Source organism: Lysobacter sp. FW306-1B-D06B (genome assembly GCF_038446665.1).
Classification (GTDB): Bacteria; Pseudomonadota; Gammaproteobacteria; order Xanthomonadales; family Xanthomonadaceae; genus Lysobacter_J.
On sequence record NZ_CP151802.1, the window covers coordinates 1,562,174 to 1,575,112 of the forward strand.

At 68.1% G+C, this 12,939-nt stretch carries 14 protein-coding genes and 1 tRNA gene; 11 read left to right on the top strand and 4 right to left on the bottom strand.

Annotated elements, in window-relative coordinates; translation table 11 throughout:
- Positions 1-58: 58 nt before the first annotated feature.
- Entirely contained in the window at positions 59-703 is a 645-nt protein-coding gene (gene coq7, locus AAFF32_RS07195) for a 2-polyprenyl-3-methyl-6-methoxy-1,4-benzoquinone monooxygenase (RefSeq protein ID WP_342316942.1), read from the bottom strand.
- Positions 704-712: 9 nt separating this feature from the next.
- Positions 713-1,909 carry a (Fe-S)-binding protein gene (locus AAFF32_RS07200; RefSeq protein ID WP_342316943.1) on the bottom strand — a complete coding sequence of 399 codons (1,197 nt, stop codon included), beginning with the start codon at positions 1,907-1,909 and terminating at the stop codon, positions 713-715.
- A 171-nt stretch (positions 1,910-2,080) separates the two neighbouring features.
- On the opposite strand from AAFF32_RS07200, the gene rplM reads away from it, so the two are divergent.
- The 5 genes from rplM to maiA all read left to right on the top strand — a co-directional run bounded on the left by rplM (position 2,081) and on the right by maiA (position 4,977).
- On the top strand, positions 2,081-2,509 hold the full coding sequence (gene rplM / locus AAFF32_RS07205) for a 50S ribosomal protein L13 (RefSeq protein ID WP_216960552.1): 429 nt from the start codon (positions 2,081-2,083) through the stop codon (positions 2,507-2,509).
- Between the two features lie 26 nt (positions 2,510-2,535).
- Positions 2,536-2,928: a 30S ribosomal protein S9 gene (gene rpsI / locus AAFF32_RS07210; RefSeq protein WP_216960549.1), complete on the top strand. Its 393-nt coding sequence runs from the start codon at positions 2,536-2,538 to the stop codon at positions 2,926-2,928.
- Positions 2,929-2,955: 27 nt separating this feature from the next.
- Positions 2,956-3,030 (top strand) — tRNA-Gln (locus AAFF32_RS07215).
- A gap of 222 nt (positions 3,031-3,252) precedes the next feature.
- Entirely contained in the window at positions 3,253-4,242 is a 990-nt protein-coding gene (locus AAFF32_RS07220) for a fumarylacetoacetate hydrolase family protein (RefSeq protein ID WP_342316944.1), read from the top strand.
- 66 nt (positions 4,243-4,308) lie between these two features.
- Entirely contained in the window at positions 4,309-4,977 is a 669-nt protein-coding gene (gene maiA, locus AAFF32_RS07225) for a maleylacetoacetate isomerase (protein WP_216960543.1), read from the top strand.
- Between the two features lie 54 nt (positions 4,978-5,031).
- Here the strand turns inward: maiA and AAFF32_RS07230 are convergent, their stop codons facing one another.
- Positions 5,032-6,144 (bottom strand): PilT/PilU family type 4a pilus ATPase, encoded by a 1,113-nt coding sequence (locus AAFF32_RS07230; RefSeq protein ID WP_216960540.1) that lies wholly within the window; start codon positions 6,142-6,144, stop codon positions 5,032-5,034.
- Between the two features lie 175 nt (positions 6,145-6,319).
- Here AAFF32_RS07230 and AAFF32_RS07235 point away from each other — a divergent pair, with 175 nt between their 5' ends.
- From AAFF32_RS07235 to AAFF32_RS07255, 5 genes are all read left to right on the top strand, one after another.
- Positions 6,320-6,622, top strand: a complete 303-nt coding sequence (locus tag AAFF32_RS07235; protein WP_342316945.1) for a DUF4398 domain-containing protein — start codon at positions 6,320-6,322, stop codon at positions 6,620-6,622.
- Entirely contained in the window at positions 6,619-7,503 is an 885-nt protein-coding gene (locus tag AAFF32_RS07240; RefSeq protein ID WP_342316946.1) for a hypothetical protein, read from the top strand. Before AAFF32_RS07235 ends, AAFF32_RS07240 begins: the two co-directional genes overlap by 4 nt.
- Positions 7,504-7,879: 376 nt before the next feature.
- The gene (locus AAFF32_RS07245; RefSeq protein ID WP_216960532.1) at positions 7,880-8,098 is read left to right on the top strand and encodes a YdcH family protein; all 219 of its coding nucleotides are present in this window, start codon (positions 7,880-7,882) and stop codon (positions 8,096-8,098) included.
- 246 nt (positions 8,099-8,344) lie between these two features.
- Complete coding sequence (locus AAFF32_RS07250; protein WP_216960530.1) at positions 8,345-9,721, top strand: pyridoxal-phosphate dependent enzyme; 1,377 nt, start codon at positions 8,345-8,347, stop codon at positions 9,719-9,721.
- Positions 9,721-10,665, top strand: a complete 945-nt coding sequence (locus AAFF32_RS07255; RefSeq protein WP_342316947.1) for a 2OG-Fe(II) oxygenase — start codon at positions 9,721-9,723, stop codon at positions 10,663-10,665. Before AAFF32_RS07250 ends, AAFF32_RS07255 begins: the two co-directional genes overlap by 1 nt.
- Here the strand turns inward: AAFF32_RS07255 and AAFF32_RS07260 are convergent, their stop codons facing one another.
- Complete coding sequence (locus tag AAFF32_RS07260) at positions 10,666-11,679, bottom strand: hypothetical protein (protein WP_342316948.1); 1,014 nt, start codon at positions 11,677-11,679, stop codon at positions 10,666-10,668.
- A 52-nt stretch (positions 11,680-11,731) separates the two neighbouring features.
- Between AAFF32_RS07260 and AAFF32_RS07265 the strand changes: the two genes are divergently transcribed.
- On the top strand, positions 11,732-12,922 hold the full coding sequence (locus tag AAFF32_RS07265) for a cystathionine gamma-synthase (RefSeq protein WP_342316949.1): 1,191 nt from the start codon (positions 11,732-11,734) through the stop codon (positions 12,920-12,922).
- The last annotated feature ends 17 nt before the right edge of the window (positions 12,923-12,939 follow it).

The window sequence follows — 12,939 nt, forward strand, 5'->3', positions numbered from 1 at the left end:
CAAAAAGGCCCGCACTGCGGGCCTTTTTGTTGCTCCATTCCCGGACCCGAACCCCGAACTACAACCTGTACGCCACCGCCTTCATCACCTTCGACGCCGCCGCCATCAGCGACGGCACCGGCGGCGGCAGGATGCGCGCGCCGGCGGCTTCGGCGTGATCGGCGTGGCGGGCCTCGTCGGCCTTCATCACTTCCAGGATCGCGCGGCTGCGTGCGTCGGCGGCGGGCAGCGAATCCAGGTGCTCGTCGATGTGCGCCTCGACCTGGCGCTCTGTTTCCACCACGAAGCCCAGGTTCCAGCCGTCGCCGCGCAGGCCGGCGAGCGCGCCGATGGCGAAGCTGCCGGTGTACCAGAGCGGATTGAGGAGGCTGGGGCGGCTGTCGAGTTCGCGCAGGCGGTCGGCGCACCAGGCCAGGTGGTCGGTTTCCTCCTGCGCCGCGGCGAGCAGGTGCGCGCGCGTCGTCTCGTCTCGCGCCACTGCGGCCTGGCCGCAATACAGCGCCTGCGCGCAGACCTCGCCGACGTGGTTGATGCGCATCAGGCCGCTGGCGTGGCGGCGCTCGTGCTCGTCGAGTTCGATCTGGGCGACGTCGCGGGCGGGGTTCGGGCGCTCCGCGCCGGGCGCGCCGAACACGGTGTCCAGCGCGCGCTGGGTGTCGGAAAGGAATCGGTCGAGCGGGGTGAGCTGGCGAGACGTGTCCATGGCGGAAGTTTACGCGTCGCCGGAAGGCGGACGCGGTGAAGGGACGGTCTCCAGTCGTTCGGCCAGGAACACCAGCGGATGCTGCACCGGGATCCGCGTGCCGTTGGCGAGATGGAGCCGGCAGCCCAGGTTCGCGCTGAGCAGCCGCGTCGCGCCGCTCTCGGCGAGTTGACGCAGCAGGGGTGCGCGGAAGGACGCGGCACGCTCGGGGTCTTCGAGCATCTGCGTGCCCGATGCGCCGCAGCAGCCGAGGTTGGCGTCGAGTTCGACCACCTCCAGCTCCGGCACCGCGGACAGCAGCGCGCGCAACGAAGGCGCCGAACGCACGACGTTGCGCTGGGTGCACGGCAGGTGCAGGGCGATGCGCTCCCGGCCGGTGCGCCATTGCCAGGTGCCGGCGCGTGCGGCGAGCTGCTCGGCGAGGAACGCCACCGCATCGACGGTGCGCGTCGAAGCGGGCATCGCTTCGGCCACGGCTTCATGGCAGCCGCTGGCGAAAGTGAGGACGGTCCGGGCGGATGCGAAGGCGCGCAGGTTCTGCTGGCGGAGCGCCGCGGCCCCGGTCGCGTTGCCGGCATGCGCGTGCAGGCTGCCGCAGCAACCCTGGCCGGGCGGCGTGCTCACCTGTATCCCCAGCTGGGCAAGGCAGCGGGACACCGCCGCGCGCACCTCGGATTCATAGGCGTCGGCGGCGCAACCGACAAAGAGAGCGGTGTCGCCGGGGAACGGGGCAGGTGCGGCTTGTCGGGACGGGCGAGGTGGCGGCGCCGGAAGCGGGCGCCAGGCCGCGGGCAGGAGCGGGTGCAGCAGGCCGTAAACGCGCAATATCAAGGTCAGCAGGGTCGGGCGGGCCGCCAGGGCCTCGATCGCGTGCTGGCGCAGGCCCGCGGGGCGGCGCTTGCGCTGGCGGGTACGGGCTTCGACGAGCAGGGCACCGTAGCGGACGCCGGCCGGGCAAACCGCCTCGCAGCTGCGGCAGCCCAGGCAGTGGTCCAGGTGCGCCTCGCCGGCCGGGGTCTCTTCCACCGCCTCCAACGCCCACGCACGCGCCAGGGCGATGCGGCCGCGCGGTGATTCGGCTTCGATCCGGGCCTCGCCATACGTGGGGCAGGCCGGCAGGCACAGGCCGCACTGCACGCAACGGTCGGCCAGGGCCACCAGCGGATCAGGCACGGCGGGACGGGGCGACGGGGTGGCGGGCGGCATCCGGCGATTCTAGCGGCCCGGGGCGGTCGACTTGCGGCGGCCGGCCCGGCCGGCTATCATTCCGCCTCTTCGTTTTACCCCCTCGACAACGCGTGGCGAAATTCCGCCGGTCCGGCCTTGCCGGAAACCCTCACGGAATCAGCCCGACCGGAACACCATAAAAGACCAGTCATGAAGACTTTTACCGCCAAGAACGAGACCGTCCAGCGTGACTGGTACGTCGTAGACGCCGAAGGCAAGACCCTCGGCCGCCTCGCTTCCGAGCTCGCCCGCCGTCTGCGCGGCAAGCACAAGCCGGTGTTCACCCCGCACGTCGACACGGGCGACTACCTGGTCGTCATCAACGCCGAGAAGATCGTCGTTACCGGCAAGAAGCTGCAGGACAAGGAATACCACCGCTTCACCGGCTATATCGGCAACCTCAAGACCGAGACCCTCGCCCAGGCGCTTGAGCGCCATCCCGAGCGCGTCATCGAGATCGCCGTGAAGGGCATGCTGCCGAAGAATCCGCTCGGCCGCGCCATGTACCGCAAGCTCAAGGTCTACAAGGGCTCCGAGCACCCGCACGCCGCCCAGCAGCCGCAGCCGCTGGACTTCTGATTCGGACCCCTTCTTAGAGACATCCCATGGCACTCCAGCAGAACTACGGCACCGGCCGCCGCAAGTCCTCCACCGCCCGCGTTTTCCTGCGCAAGGGCGCTGGCAACATCACCGTCAACCAGCGTCCGCTGGATGAGTTCTTCGGTCGCGAAACCGCGCGCATGATCGTGCGCCAGCCGCTCGAACTCACCCAGTCGACCGACAAGTTCGACGTCGTCGTCACCGTCGCCGGCGGCGGCATCACCGGCCAGGCCGGTGCGATCCGCCTGGGCATCGCCCGCGCGCTGGTCGAGTACGACGAAACCCTGAAGTCCGAGCTGCGCAAGGCCGGCTTCATGACCCGCGACGCGCGTGAAGTCGAGCGTAAGAAGGTCGGTCTGCACAAGGCCCGCCGCGCTACGCAGTTCTCCAAGCGCTAATCGTTTTTGGGTTACAATCTGTCCCATAGCCCCGTCGCCAAGCGGTAAGGCATCTGACTCTGACTCAGACATTCGGAGGTTCGAATCCTTCCGGGGCTGCCAGACAAAACAAGAAACCCGCCGCAAGGCGGGTTTTTTGTTGCCTGTGAGTTCGTGTGCGATCCTGCGCGCACCGGAATCGGCCGCGCGCCGTGGGGCTGCGGCGTTCCAGAGGCGCTGTCAGAATGCGCCCTCGCTTTGCGTTCTGGTTGATGTCTCGCCACGTCGCGCGCAGTCGTTACAATTGAAACCATTGCGCGGCAGCGCTGGAATCCGGGAGTTTCGATGAAGCTTGGTTCACTGAAGGAAGGCGGCCGCGACGGCACGCTGATCGTGGTCTCGCGCGATCTCGCGCGCGGCGTGCGCGCCGCCGGCATTGCCGACACGCTGCAGCGCGCGCTGGAAGACTGGTCGAACACCGCGCCGCGCCTCAACGCGCTGTACGAGGCGCTCAACGACGGCAACGTCGAGGGTGCGTTCGATCTCGACATGAGCGCATTGGCTGCACCGCTTCCGCGCGCCTACGAGTTCGTCGACGGCTCGGCTTACCTTCCGCATGTGGAGCGCGTGCGCCGCGCACGCGGTGCCGAAGTGCCGGAGAGCTTCTACACCGACCCGCTCATGTACCAGGCCGTGAGCGCCGGCTTCTACGGTCCGCGCGACCCGGTGCGCGTGCCGAGCGAGGAGTACGGCATCGACCTGGAGGCCGAAGTCGTCATCGTCACCGACGACGTGCCGATGGCCGCGACGCCCGAGCAGGCCGCCTCGCACATCCAACTGGTCGGGCTGGTCAACGACGTCTCGCTGCGCAATCTGATTCCGAACGAACTGGCGAAGGGGTTCGGCTTCCTGCAGTCCAAGCCGCGTTCGGCGCTGAGCCCGGTGTTCGTCACGCCGGATGAGCTCGGTGACGCGTGGAAGGGCAGCAAGGTGCACCTGGCGCTGACCACGCACATCAACGGTGAATGGTTCGGCGCGCCGGAAGCGGGCGTGGACATGCAGTTCGACTTCGCCCAGCTCGTCGCGCACGCGGCGAAGACGCGCCCGCTGTCGGCCGGCACCATCGTCGGCTCCGGCACCGTCGCCAACGAAGACACCTCGCTGGGCGCGTCGTGCTTCGCCGAGAAGCGCACGGTGGAGACGCTGGAGACCGGCAAGCCGATCACGCCGTTCATGAGCTTCGGCGACACGGTGCGCATCGAGATGCTGTCTCGCGATGGCCAGAGCGTGTTCGGGGCGATCGAGCAGCGAATCGAGAAGGGCGGCAACGCCTGAATCAGGCAACGTGCGCGGCGATCCCGCCGCGCACAGACGGACGCGCGGCGTCTGTGGGGGATGGGCATGGCGGCTGAGCATCTGCGGCTGTATTCGTACTGGCGCTCCAGCGCGGCGTACCGCGTGCGCATCGGGTTGAACCTGAAATCGCTGCCGTACGAGACCGTGCCCGTGCATCTGGTCCGCGACGGCGGCGAGCAGCATTCGCCCGCGTTCCACCAGGTGAATCCGCAGGAGCTGGTGCCGGTGCTGCAACATGGCGATCGGATCATGCGGCAGTCGGTCGCGATCCTGGAATACCTGGACGAGACCTGGCCGGAACCGCCGTTGTTGCCGGCCGCGGCGCGCGATCGCCAGCGCGTGCGTGCGCTCGCACAGGTGGTGGCCTGCGACATTCATCCGCTCAACAACCTGCGCGTCCTGCAGCACTTCGATCGCGGCTGGCACGTGCCGCAGCCCGAACGCGACGCCTGGGTGCAGCATTGGATCAAGGAGGGGTTCGCCGCACTGGAGGCGATGCTGGCGGATCACCCTTCGACCGGGGCGTTCTGCGAGGGCAATTCGCCCACGCTGGCCGATTGCTGTCTGGTGCCGCAGGTGTACAACGCGCGCCGTTTCGCAGTCGATCTGTCGCTGTATCCAACGATCATGCGCATCGAGAAGGCCTGCCTCGCATTGCCGGCGTTCGACGCGGCACGGCCGGAGAAGCAGCCCGACGCGCCCGCGGTGGGTTGAGGGCGCGTCTTCGTTTGCCGGCCCCTCTCCCGCAGGGAGAGGAGCCCAGAGCCATCACTGCGTCGCGGCGTCGTAGATGTCCGCGTACGGGTCGTGCTCGCCGCTGGAGCCTTCGGAGAGGCGGAACTTGAGCGCCAGGCCTTCGCGCGAGTCGGCGGCCTTCAGGGCCTCTTCCATGTCGATCTTGCCTTCCTTGTGCAGGCGGAACAGGCACTGGTCGAAGGATTCCATGCCTTCCTCCAGCGTTTCCTCCATCGCCTGCTTGATCTCGTGCACCTGGCCGCGGCGCATGAGGTCGCGGATGTGCGGCGTGTTGATCAGCACTTCCGCGGCCGGCAGGCGGCGCCCGTCGGTGCCGATCACCAGTCGCTGACTGACCACCGCGCGCAGGTTCAGCGCCAGGTTCATCAGCACGTTCTTGTGCGCCGCTTCCGGGAAGAAGTTGAGGATGCGCTCCAGCGTCTGGTCGGCGTTGTTGGAGTGCAGCGTCGCCAGGCACAAGTGGCCGGTTTCGGCAAACGCGATCGCCGCTTCCATCGTAGTGGCGTCGAGGATTTCGCCGATCAGGATGACGTCCGGCGCCTCGCGCATCGCATTCTTCAGCGCGTTGTGGAAGGCGTGCGTGTCCAGGCCGACTTCGCGCTGGTTCACGATCGACTTCTTGTGCTTGTGCAGGTATTCGATCGGGTCCTCGATGGTGAGGATGTGGCCCGAGATGTTGCTGTTGCGGTAGTCGATCATCGACGCGAGCGTGGTCGACTTGCCCGAACCGGTAGAGCCGACGATCAGCACCAGGCCGCGCGGGGCCATGATGATGTCCTTCAGCACCTGCGGCAGTTGCAGTTCCTCGATCGACGGGATCACGCTGCGGATGGCGCGGATCACCATGCCGACCTCGCCGCGCTGCTTGAACACGTTGATGCGGAAGCGGCCGGCTTCGGGCAGGGCGAGCGCCATGTTCAGTTCGAGGTCACGCTCGAACAGCGGAACTTGCCCCTCGTCCATCAACGAGTATGCGATCTTCTTGACCATGCCCGGCGGCAGGCCGGTATTGCCCAGGGGATAGAGCTTGCCTTCGACCTTGATGTAAACCGGCGCGCCGGTGGTCAAAAACATGTCCGACGCGTTCTTTTCCGTCATCAGCTTCAGGAAATAGCCGATGTCCATGCAAGCAACCCCTTTTCTTACACCGTCGTGCCCGTTGCAAGCTCGGCGGCGGCTTTACGACAATGGCCGGGCGTCTACCACAGGCACGGCCTCCCCAATGCGCCCAAGCTTCGCACAAATTCGAATACCTCTGCTGGCTGCAGTTCTCGCTTCCGTACTCTCCTCCTGCGCCTCCGTGCCCCCGCCGACCGGCGAGCTGTCGGCGGCCCGCCAGGCCGTGACCCGCGCCGAGGGTGCCGACGCGGACCAGTACGCGCCACAGGAGCTGGGCGTGGCCCGCAATGGCCTGTCCCAGGCCCAGGCCGCGATGAGCTCCGGCGACGAGGACGACGCCCGCCGCCTCGCCCTGGCGGCGGCGGCCGACGCGGACCTGGCCTACGCCAGGAGCCGCGAAGCGCTGGCCACCGCCGAACTCAACCAGCGTCGCGCGGAAGTCGCCGAGTTGCGCCGCCGCCTGCAGACGGAGGGCCAGCCGTGAACCTTCACCGCCTCATCCTTCCGGCCGCGCTGGCCGCGCTCGTCGCCGCCGCGCCGGCCTTCGCCGCCGACAATCCCGATGCCACGCGCCTGTCGCAGCGGCTGACCGTGCTGGACGCCGACCCGTCCATGAACACCTTCGCCGCCTACGAGCGCCTGCAGGCACGACAGGCCGTGACGACGCTGGACCAGGCCGCCAAGCGCGACCGCCCCGGCGCGCTCTACGTCGCCGAGCGGCGCGTGCAGATCGCCGAAGCCGCCGCGCGCAGCCAGTCGATGCAGCGCGAACTCGATCGCCTGGATCGCGAGCGCAGCGAACTGCTGGTCGAAGCCAGCCAGCAGGACGCCGCCCGCGCCCGGGCCGAGAGCGAACGCCTGCGCCTACAGGCGCAGATGCAGGCCGAGGAAGCCGAGCGCCTGCGCGTGCAGAGCGAGGCCGACGCGGCATCGCTGCAGGATGTCGAGACCGCGCTGAAGGGCGTTGCCGGCGCGCAGACCGCCCGCCTGAATGCCGCGCGCGAGCGCGAAGCCAAGCTTGCCCGCGAGGAGGCCGAACTGGTCACCGGCGGCAAGCTGCCCGCCGCAAAGCGGGACAACCGGGGCGAGGTTTTCGCCCTGGCCAAGGGCAGCTTCGGTGCCGGCAAGGCCAGCCTCAGCGACGGCGCGCAGACGACCGTGAAGACGTTGGCGGCCTATGCCGACGCGTCCTCGTCGCCGGGCGTGCGGGTCGACGTGACGGCGGTCGACGCCAAGCTCGCCCAGCGTCGTGCCGAGGCCGTCCGCGACGCGCTGGTGGCCGGTGGCTGGCCCCAGGGCAAGGTCCAGGTCAGCGGCAAGAGTGGCAAGACTGATCGCACCGAAGTCCTCGTTCAGTCCAAGTAAAACAAGTAGTTACGCTGAGTCCGCGGGGGCGCGGCCACGGCCGCCTCCCGCTCGTCGCGACCTTCGGGACCGTGCTCACATCCCGCCTTCTTCTCCCTTGCCGACCGGGGGAGGGAGGAGTAGGGTCAAATACCCGAGCGGCCTGTTTTCCGCTCGGCGATGAGCACGGTCGATGACGTCAACGCCCCTCTCGCAGGACCCCGCCGCCCCACGCCAGACCGGGGCCGGTCCTTGTGAAGCCGGCGCCGGTGACCTGCTCCTCCATGACCCCGCGCAACGCCCTGGTCTGACGACCGGGGCGTTTTTGTCTGCGGGGCCTTCTGCACGGGCTCGGACCCTGCGTCCGGGCTTCCCTACCCGCTGAAGGAGGCATTACATGTTCGAAGAACGACCGCAGCCAGAGATCGACGCGCTGATGAAGTCCAACCCGGAGTTCAAGCAGCTCTACCAGCGCCACAAGGATCTCGACAAGAAGGTGATGGACGCCGAACTGGGCGTGCTCCCCATCGACGACATCACGCTGGCGCAGATGAAGCGCGAAAAGCTGGCTGCGAAGGACCGCCTGGTCCGCATGTACGATCTGCAACACCACTGACGCCCACCCACTTCCTCGCCGCGGGCGGCGACTTCCTCGTCGGTCTCTCCGCCCGCGTCTCCCGGAACCGGGGCGGCTGCCTCCAGCAGCCGCCCCGGTGCGAAGGATCCCGCCTGACTCCGCACGGCGCCCGCCCATGGGCGCCTGCCCCCGCACGTCTGCCGGCGCCGCGCAAGCACGACCGCGTCATGGGCTGATGCCTGCGGCCTATTCCCGCCATTCGCCCGGGGCTCTTAAACTGCCCCGATGAGCATCCATCAATCCGTACTCGAACTGATCGGCGACACGCCGGTCATCAAGGCGCAGCGCCTGGACACCGGCGTGTGCGAGCTTTACCTCAAGCTCGAATCGCAGAACCCCGGCGGCTCCATCAAGGACCGCATCGGCCTGTCGATGATCGAAGCCGCGGAAAAGGCCGGAAAGATCCGCCCCGGCGACACGCTCGTGGAAGGCACGGCAGGCAACACCGGCATCGGCCTGGCGCTGGTCGCGCAGCAGAAAGGCTACAAGCTGATCCTGGTCGTGCCCGACAAGATGAGCCGCGAGAAGATCTTCAACCTCAAGGCGATGGGTGCGCAGGTCGTGCTCACGCGCTCGGACGTGGCCAAGGGCCATCCGGACTACTACCAGGACCTCGCCGAGCGACTGGCGCGCGAAACGCCCGGTGCGTACTTCATCAACCAGTTCGGCAACCCGGACAATCCGGCCGCACACGAATTCGGCACCGGCCCGGAAATCCTCGCGCAGATGGCCGACGCCGGCGGCGTCGACGCGATCGTGTTCGGTTGCGGCAGCTCGGGCACCATGACCGGCCTGTCGCGCTGCTTCGCCGAGAAGTCGCCGCACACCGAGTTGATCCTCGCCGATCCGGTCGGTTCGATCCTGGAGGAGTACATCAACCGCGGCACGCTGTCGGACAAGTCGGCCAGCTGGATGGTCGAGGGCATCGGCGAGGACTTCCTGCCGCCGATCTCCGACTTCACCCGCGTGAAGAAGGCCTATGCGATCAGCGACAAGGAAAGCTTCCTCACCGCGCGTGAGCTGCTGGAGAAGGAAGGCATCCTCGGCGGTTCGTCCACCGGCACGCTGCTCGCCGCGGCGCTGAAGTACTGCCGTGAGCAGACGACGCCGAAGAAGGTGCTCGTCTTCGTCTGCGACACGGGCAACAAGTACCTGTCGAAGATGTACAACGACTTCTGGATGCTCGACAACGGCTTCCTCGCGCGCCAGCCCACCGGCGACCTGCGCGACCTGATCCTGCGCCCGTTCTCGCAGCGCGACACGGTGGTGGTCGGTCCGAACGATCTTCTGGTCACCGCCTACCAGCGCATGAAGCTCTACGACGTCTCGCAGCTCCCGGTGATGGACGGCGACGTCATCGTCGGCATCGTCGATGAAAGCGACGTGCTCCTGCACGTGTACGGCGACGAAGCGCGCTTCCGTGATCCGGTGTCGACCGCGATGGTGAGCAAGCTCGACAAGATCGATGTGCGTTCGCCGATCGAGTCGCTGCTGCCGGTGTTCGATCGCGGGCACGTGGCGATCGTGGTGGATGGCGAGAAGTTCATCGGCCTGATCACGCGCATCGACCTGCTCAACTACCTGCGCAGGCGCGTGCAGTAATGAACGCCGCGGCGTCCGCGCACTGGCTGCCGGGCGATCGCCTGCCCGACGTGCGCCTGCGCGCCGCCGACGGCTCCGGTCGAACGCTGCATGCCGAGTTCGCGGGCGCACCGCTGTGGCTGGCGACGCCCGTCGACGCGCAGGCCGCCGCGCATCTTCCGTCGCCTCCCGCGGGCGTGACGGCGCTGTGTGTCGGTGCGGAAGTGACGCAGGGTGCGCCCGCCGGTTGGCACGCGTTTTCCGCCGATGCCCGCTGGTGCGCGGGAGTCGGCGCGGGCCTGCTCTGGCAGGCCGATGCGAACCTGCGGCTGCTGGCGTCGCATCCGTTGCCGCTCCACGCGCCGCCGCAGATCGCGAGCGAAGTCGCGCCGCTGCCGGGTGAGCGCACGCTCGCCATCGCGCCGGTCCTGCAGATTCCCGGCGTGTTCGAACCGGAGCTGTGCGCGGCATTGATCCGCCACCTGGAAGTGGACTGCGGCGGCGGTGACGTTTCGGCGGTGCTGGTGCTGCAGGACGGCCAACAGCGCTTGCAGGTCGATCCGGACATCAAGCAACGCCGCGAAGTGAATCCGCGCGACCCCCAGCTGGAGGCGCGCATGCACGAGCGCCTGCTGCGCCGCGCGCTGCCGGAGATCGCGCGCGCGTTCAACTTCGAAGTGCGCCGGCGCGATCCGTTCAAGCTGCTGGCGTATCCGGAAGACGCGGGTTACTTCCGCGCGCATCGCGACAACGAAACGCCCGACGTGGCCTATCGCCGCTTCGCCCTGTCGGTGAACCTCAACCAGGGCGAGTACGTCGGCGGCGAATTCCGCTATCCGGAGTTCGGCCCGCACCTGTTTTCCCCACCCACCGGCGCGGCGCTGGTGTTCTCGTGTTCTTTGCTGCACGAAGTGCGGCCGGTCGAGCGCGGCACGCGTTACGCGATGACGACGTTCCTGGCCTGATCAGCCGCGCGGTTGCAGTCGTGCGGCGAGGTCGGCGTGTCCGCTTTCGGCGAGCGCGGCCTGCGCCCACGCCAGGCCATCGCCGATGCCATCGGCATGTTTCTGTGCGGAAACGGCGAGTTCGCGACGTCGCGCGCTGGCGTCGAAATGCGCGCCGCCGTCCTTCGAATACCGGCTGAGCAGCTCCGACGATTTGATGCGCTGCGTCCAGTCCGCCGGCACCTGCAGACCGTAGTGGGCCGCCAGTCGAGCGACGGTCGGCGCCGGATCGAGCAGCACGTCGGCGAAATCCAGGTCGATCAGGCGGCCCGACAGCTCGGGCTCGGCGGCCAGTTGCCGCCAGCGCAGCTGCTCGACCAGCCAGGCACGGGCCAGGCGGGCGCCATCGCTCTCCGCCGCCGGCAGATCCGGTTGTCCGGCCAGGCGCAGGGGCTCGGTCGAAAGCACACCTTCGATCAACTGCGCGTCGCGGAGCATGGTCGCCAGCCAGGTCCGCAGGTCCACCCACAGCAGGCATGCGCGGCCGGTGGTGGGCAGCAGGCGATCGGCGAGGGTCGTGACCACGCTGGTGGGTTTGACGATCACCGCGGTGCTGTCGGCGAAGCCGCGCGCCAGCGACGCCAGCACAGGCGCTTCCCAGGCGGTGACCACCGGATCCTCGCGGCCGTGGGCGAGGGTGAGCAGGGGCAGGGGTTCGCGCAAGCCGAGCACGCCGGGCACCAGGTCCAGCAGTCGGCTCACCAGCGAGGAGCCGCAGTGGCCGATGTGGAACAGCCAGTGCACGTCGCGCAGGGGCGCGGTCCGGGCCAGCGCGGCTTCCAGTTCGGCCCGGTCGACGGTCCAGCCGGAGACGTCCCTGCGGCCCAGCGAGCGGCGGTCGAGGAAGCTCGCCCGGCGGTAGTCATCTGCTTCGAAATGAAGCACCCAGGCCCGGTTTTCGGCTGGATCGAACGCGAACAGCGGATAAGCTGCACTGCGGCTGAAATCCGGGGGCAAACGCCTGGGAGGGCTCATGTGCGGTGCTAGAATCGTCGGCCGCCCATGCTAGCGGAATTGGAAGGACGTAATGACTGAACGACATGCCGAAGGCGGGGCGAAGAAGCCCGGTCTAGGTACCCTCGCGATTCACGCTGGACAGTCCCCGGACCCGACCACGGGCGCGGTGATGACCCCGATCTACGCCACCTCGACGTATGCCCAGAGCAGCCCGGGCGTGCATCAGGGTTTCGAGTACTCGCGCAGTCACAACCCCACCCGTTTCGCGTACGAGCGCTGCGTCGCCGGCCTGGAAGGCGGCACCCGCGGCTTCGCGTTCGCCTCCGGTCTGGCGGCGACGTCGACGATCCTGGAACTGCTGGATTCCGGCAGCCACGTCATCGCGATGGACGACGTCTATGGTGGCACCTACCGGTTGTTCGAGCGCGTCCGCCGCCGCTCCGCCGGCCTGGACTTCAGCTGGGTCGACCTGAGCGACGCAGCCGCGTTCGAAGCGGCGATCCGCCCTGAAACGAAGATGGTCTGGATCGAAACGCCGACCAATCCGCTGCTGAAGCTGGTGGACATCGCGCAGATCGCCGCGATCGCCCGCAAGCGCGGCCTGATCGTCGTGGTCGACAACACCTTCTGTTCGCCGATCCTGCAGCGCCCGCTGGAACTGGGCGCGCACATCGTCATGCACTCGGCGACCAAGTACCTCAACGGCCACTCCGACATCGTCGGCGGCATGGCGGTGGTGGGCGGCGACGCCGAGATCGCCGATCGCATGACCTTCCTGCAGAACGCCATCGGCGGCGTGCAGGGCCCGTTCGACAGCTTCCTCGCCCTGCGCGGCCTGAAGACGCTGCACCTGCGCATGAAGGCGCACTGCGAGAACGCGCAGGCCCTGGCGGAATGGCTGCAGACGCATCCGGCGATCGAGAAGGTGATCTATCCGGGCCTGGCCGCGCACCCGCAGCACGAACTGGCCAAGCGTCAGATGCACGGTTTCGGCGGCATGGTGAGCATCTACGTCAAGGGCGGCGAAGCCGCTGCACGCCGCATGATGGAGCGCTGCGAGCTGTTCGCCGTGGCCGAATCCCTGGGCGGCGTTGAAAGCCTGATCAACCATCCCGCGATCATGACGCACGCCTCCGTCCCGGCCGAACGCCGCGCGGCGCTGGGCATCACCGACAATCTGGTGCGTTTGAGTGTGGGCGTGGAGGATGAGATCGATCTGCGTAACGACATCGACCGGGCGCTGGACACAAGCGCGCGATGAACCAGCCTGCTGCTTCG

Excerpts from the sequence above, each read along its gene's own strand:
- coq7 (WP_342316942.1), bottom strand. The coding sequence starts at position 703 with ATGGACACGTCTCGCCAGCTCACCCCGCTCGACCGATTCCTTTCCGAC.
- AAFF32_RS07200 (WP_342316943.1), bottom strand. The coding sequence starts at position 1,909 with ATGCCGCCCGCCACCCCGTCGCCCCGTCCCGCCGTGCCTGATCCGCTG.
- rplM (WP_216960552.1), top strand. The coding sequence starts at position 2,081 with ATGAAGACTTTTACCGCCAAGAACGAGACCGTCCAGCGTGACTGGTAC.
- rpsI (WP_216960549.1), top strand. The coding sequence starts at position 2,536 with ATGGCACTCCAGCAGAACTACGGCACCGGCCGCCGCAAGTCCTCCACC.
- AAFF32_RS07220 (WP_342316944.1), top strand. The coding sequence starts at position 3,253 with ATGAAGCTTGGTTCACTGAAGGAAGGCGGCCGCGACGGCACGCTGATC.
- maiA (WP_216960543.1), top strand. The coding sequence starts at position 4,309 with ATGGCGGCTGAGCATCTGCGGCTGTATTCGTACTGGCGCTCCAGCGCG.
- AAFF32_RS07230 (WP_216960540.1), bottom strand. The coding sequence starts at position 6,144 with ATGGACATCGGCTATTTCCTGAAGCTGATGACGGAAAAGAACGCGTCG.
- AAFF32_RS07245 (WP_216960532.1), top strand. The coding sequence starts at position 7,880 with ATGTTCGAAGAACGACCGCAGCCAGAGATCGACGCGCTGATGAAGTCC.
- AAFF32_RS07250 (WP_216960530.1), top strand. The coding sequence starts at position 8,345 with ATGAGCATCCATCAATCCGTACTCGAACTGATCGGCGACACGCCGGTC.
- AAFF32_RS07255 (WP_342316947.1), top strand. The coding sequence starts at position 9,721 with ATGAACGCCGCGGCGTCCGCGCACTGGCTGCCGGGCGATCGCCTGCCC.
- AAFF32_RS07260 (WP_342316948.1), bottom strand. The coding sequence starts at position 11,679 with ATGAGCCCTCCCAGGCGTTTGCCCCCGGATTTCAGCCGCAGTGCAGCT.
- AAFF32_RS07265 (WP_342316949.1), top strand. The coding sequence starts at position 11,732 with ATGACTGAACGACATGCCGAAGGCGGGGCGAAGAAGCCCGGTCTAGGT.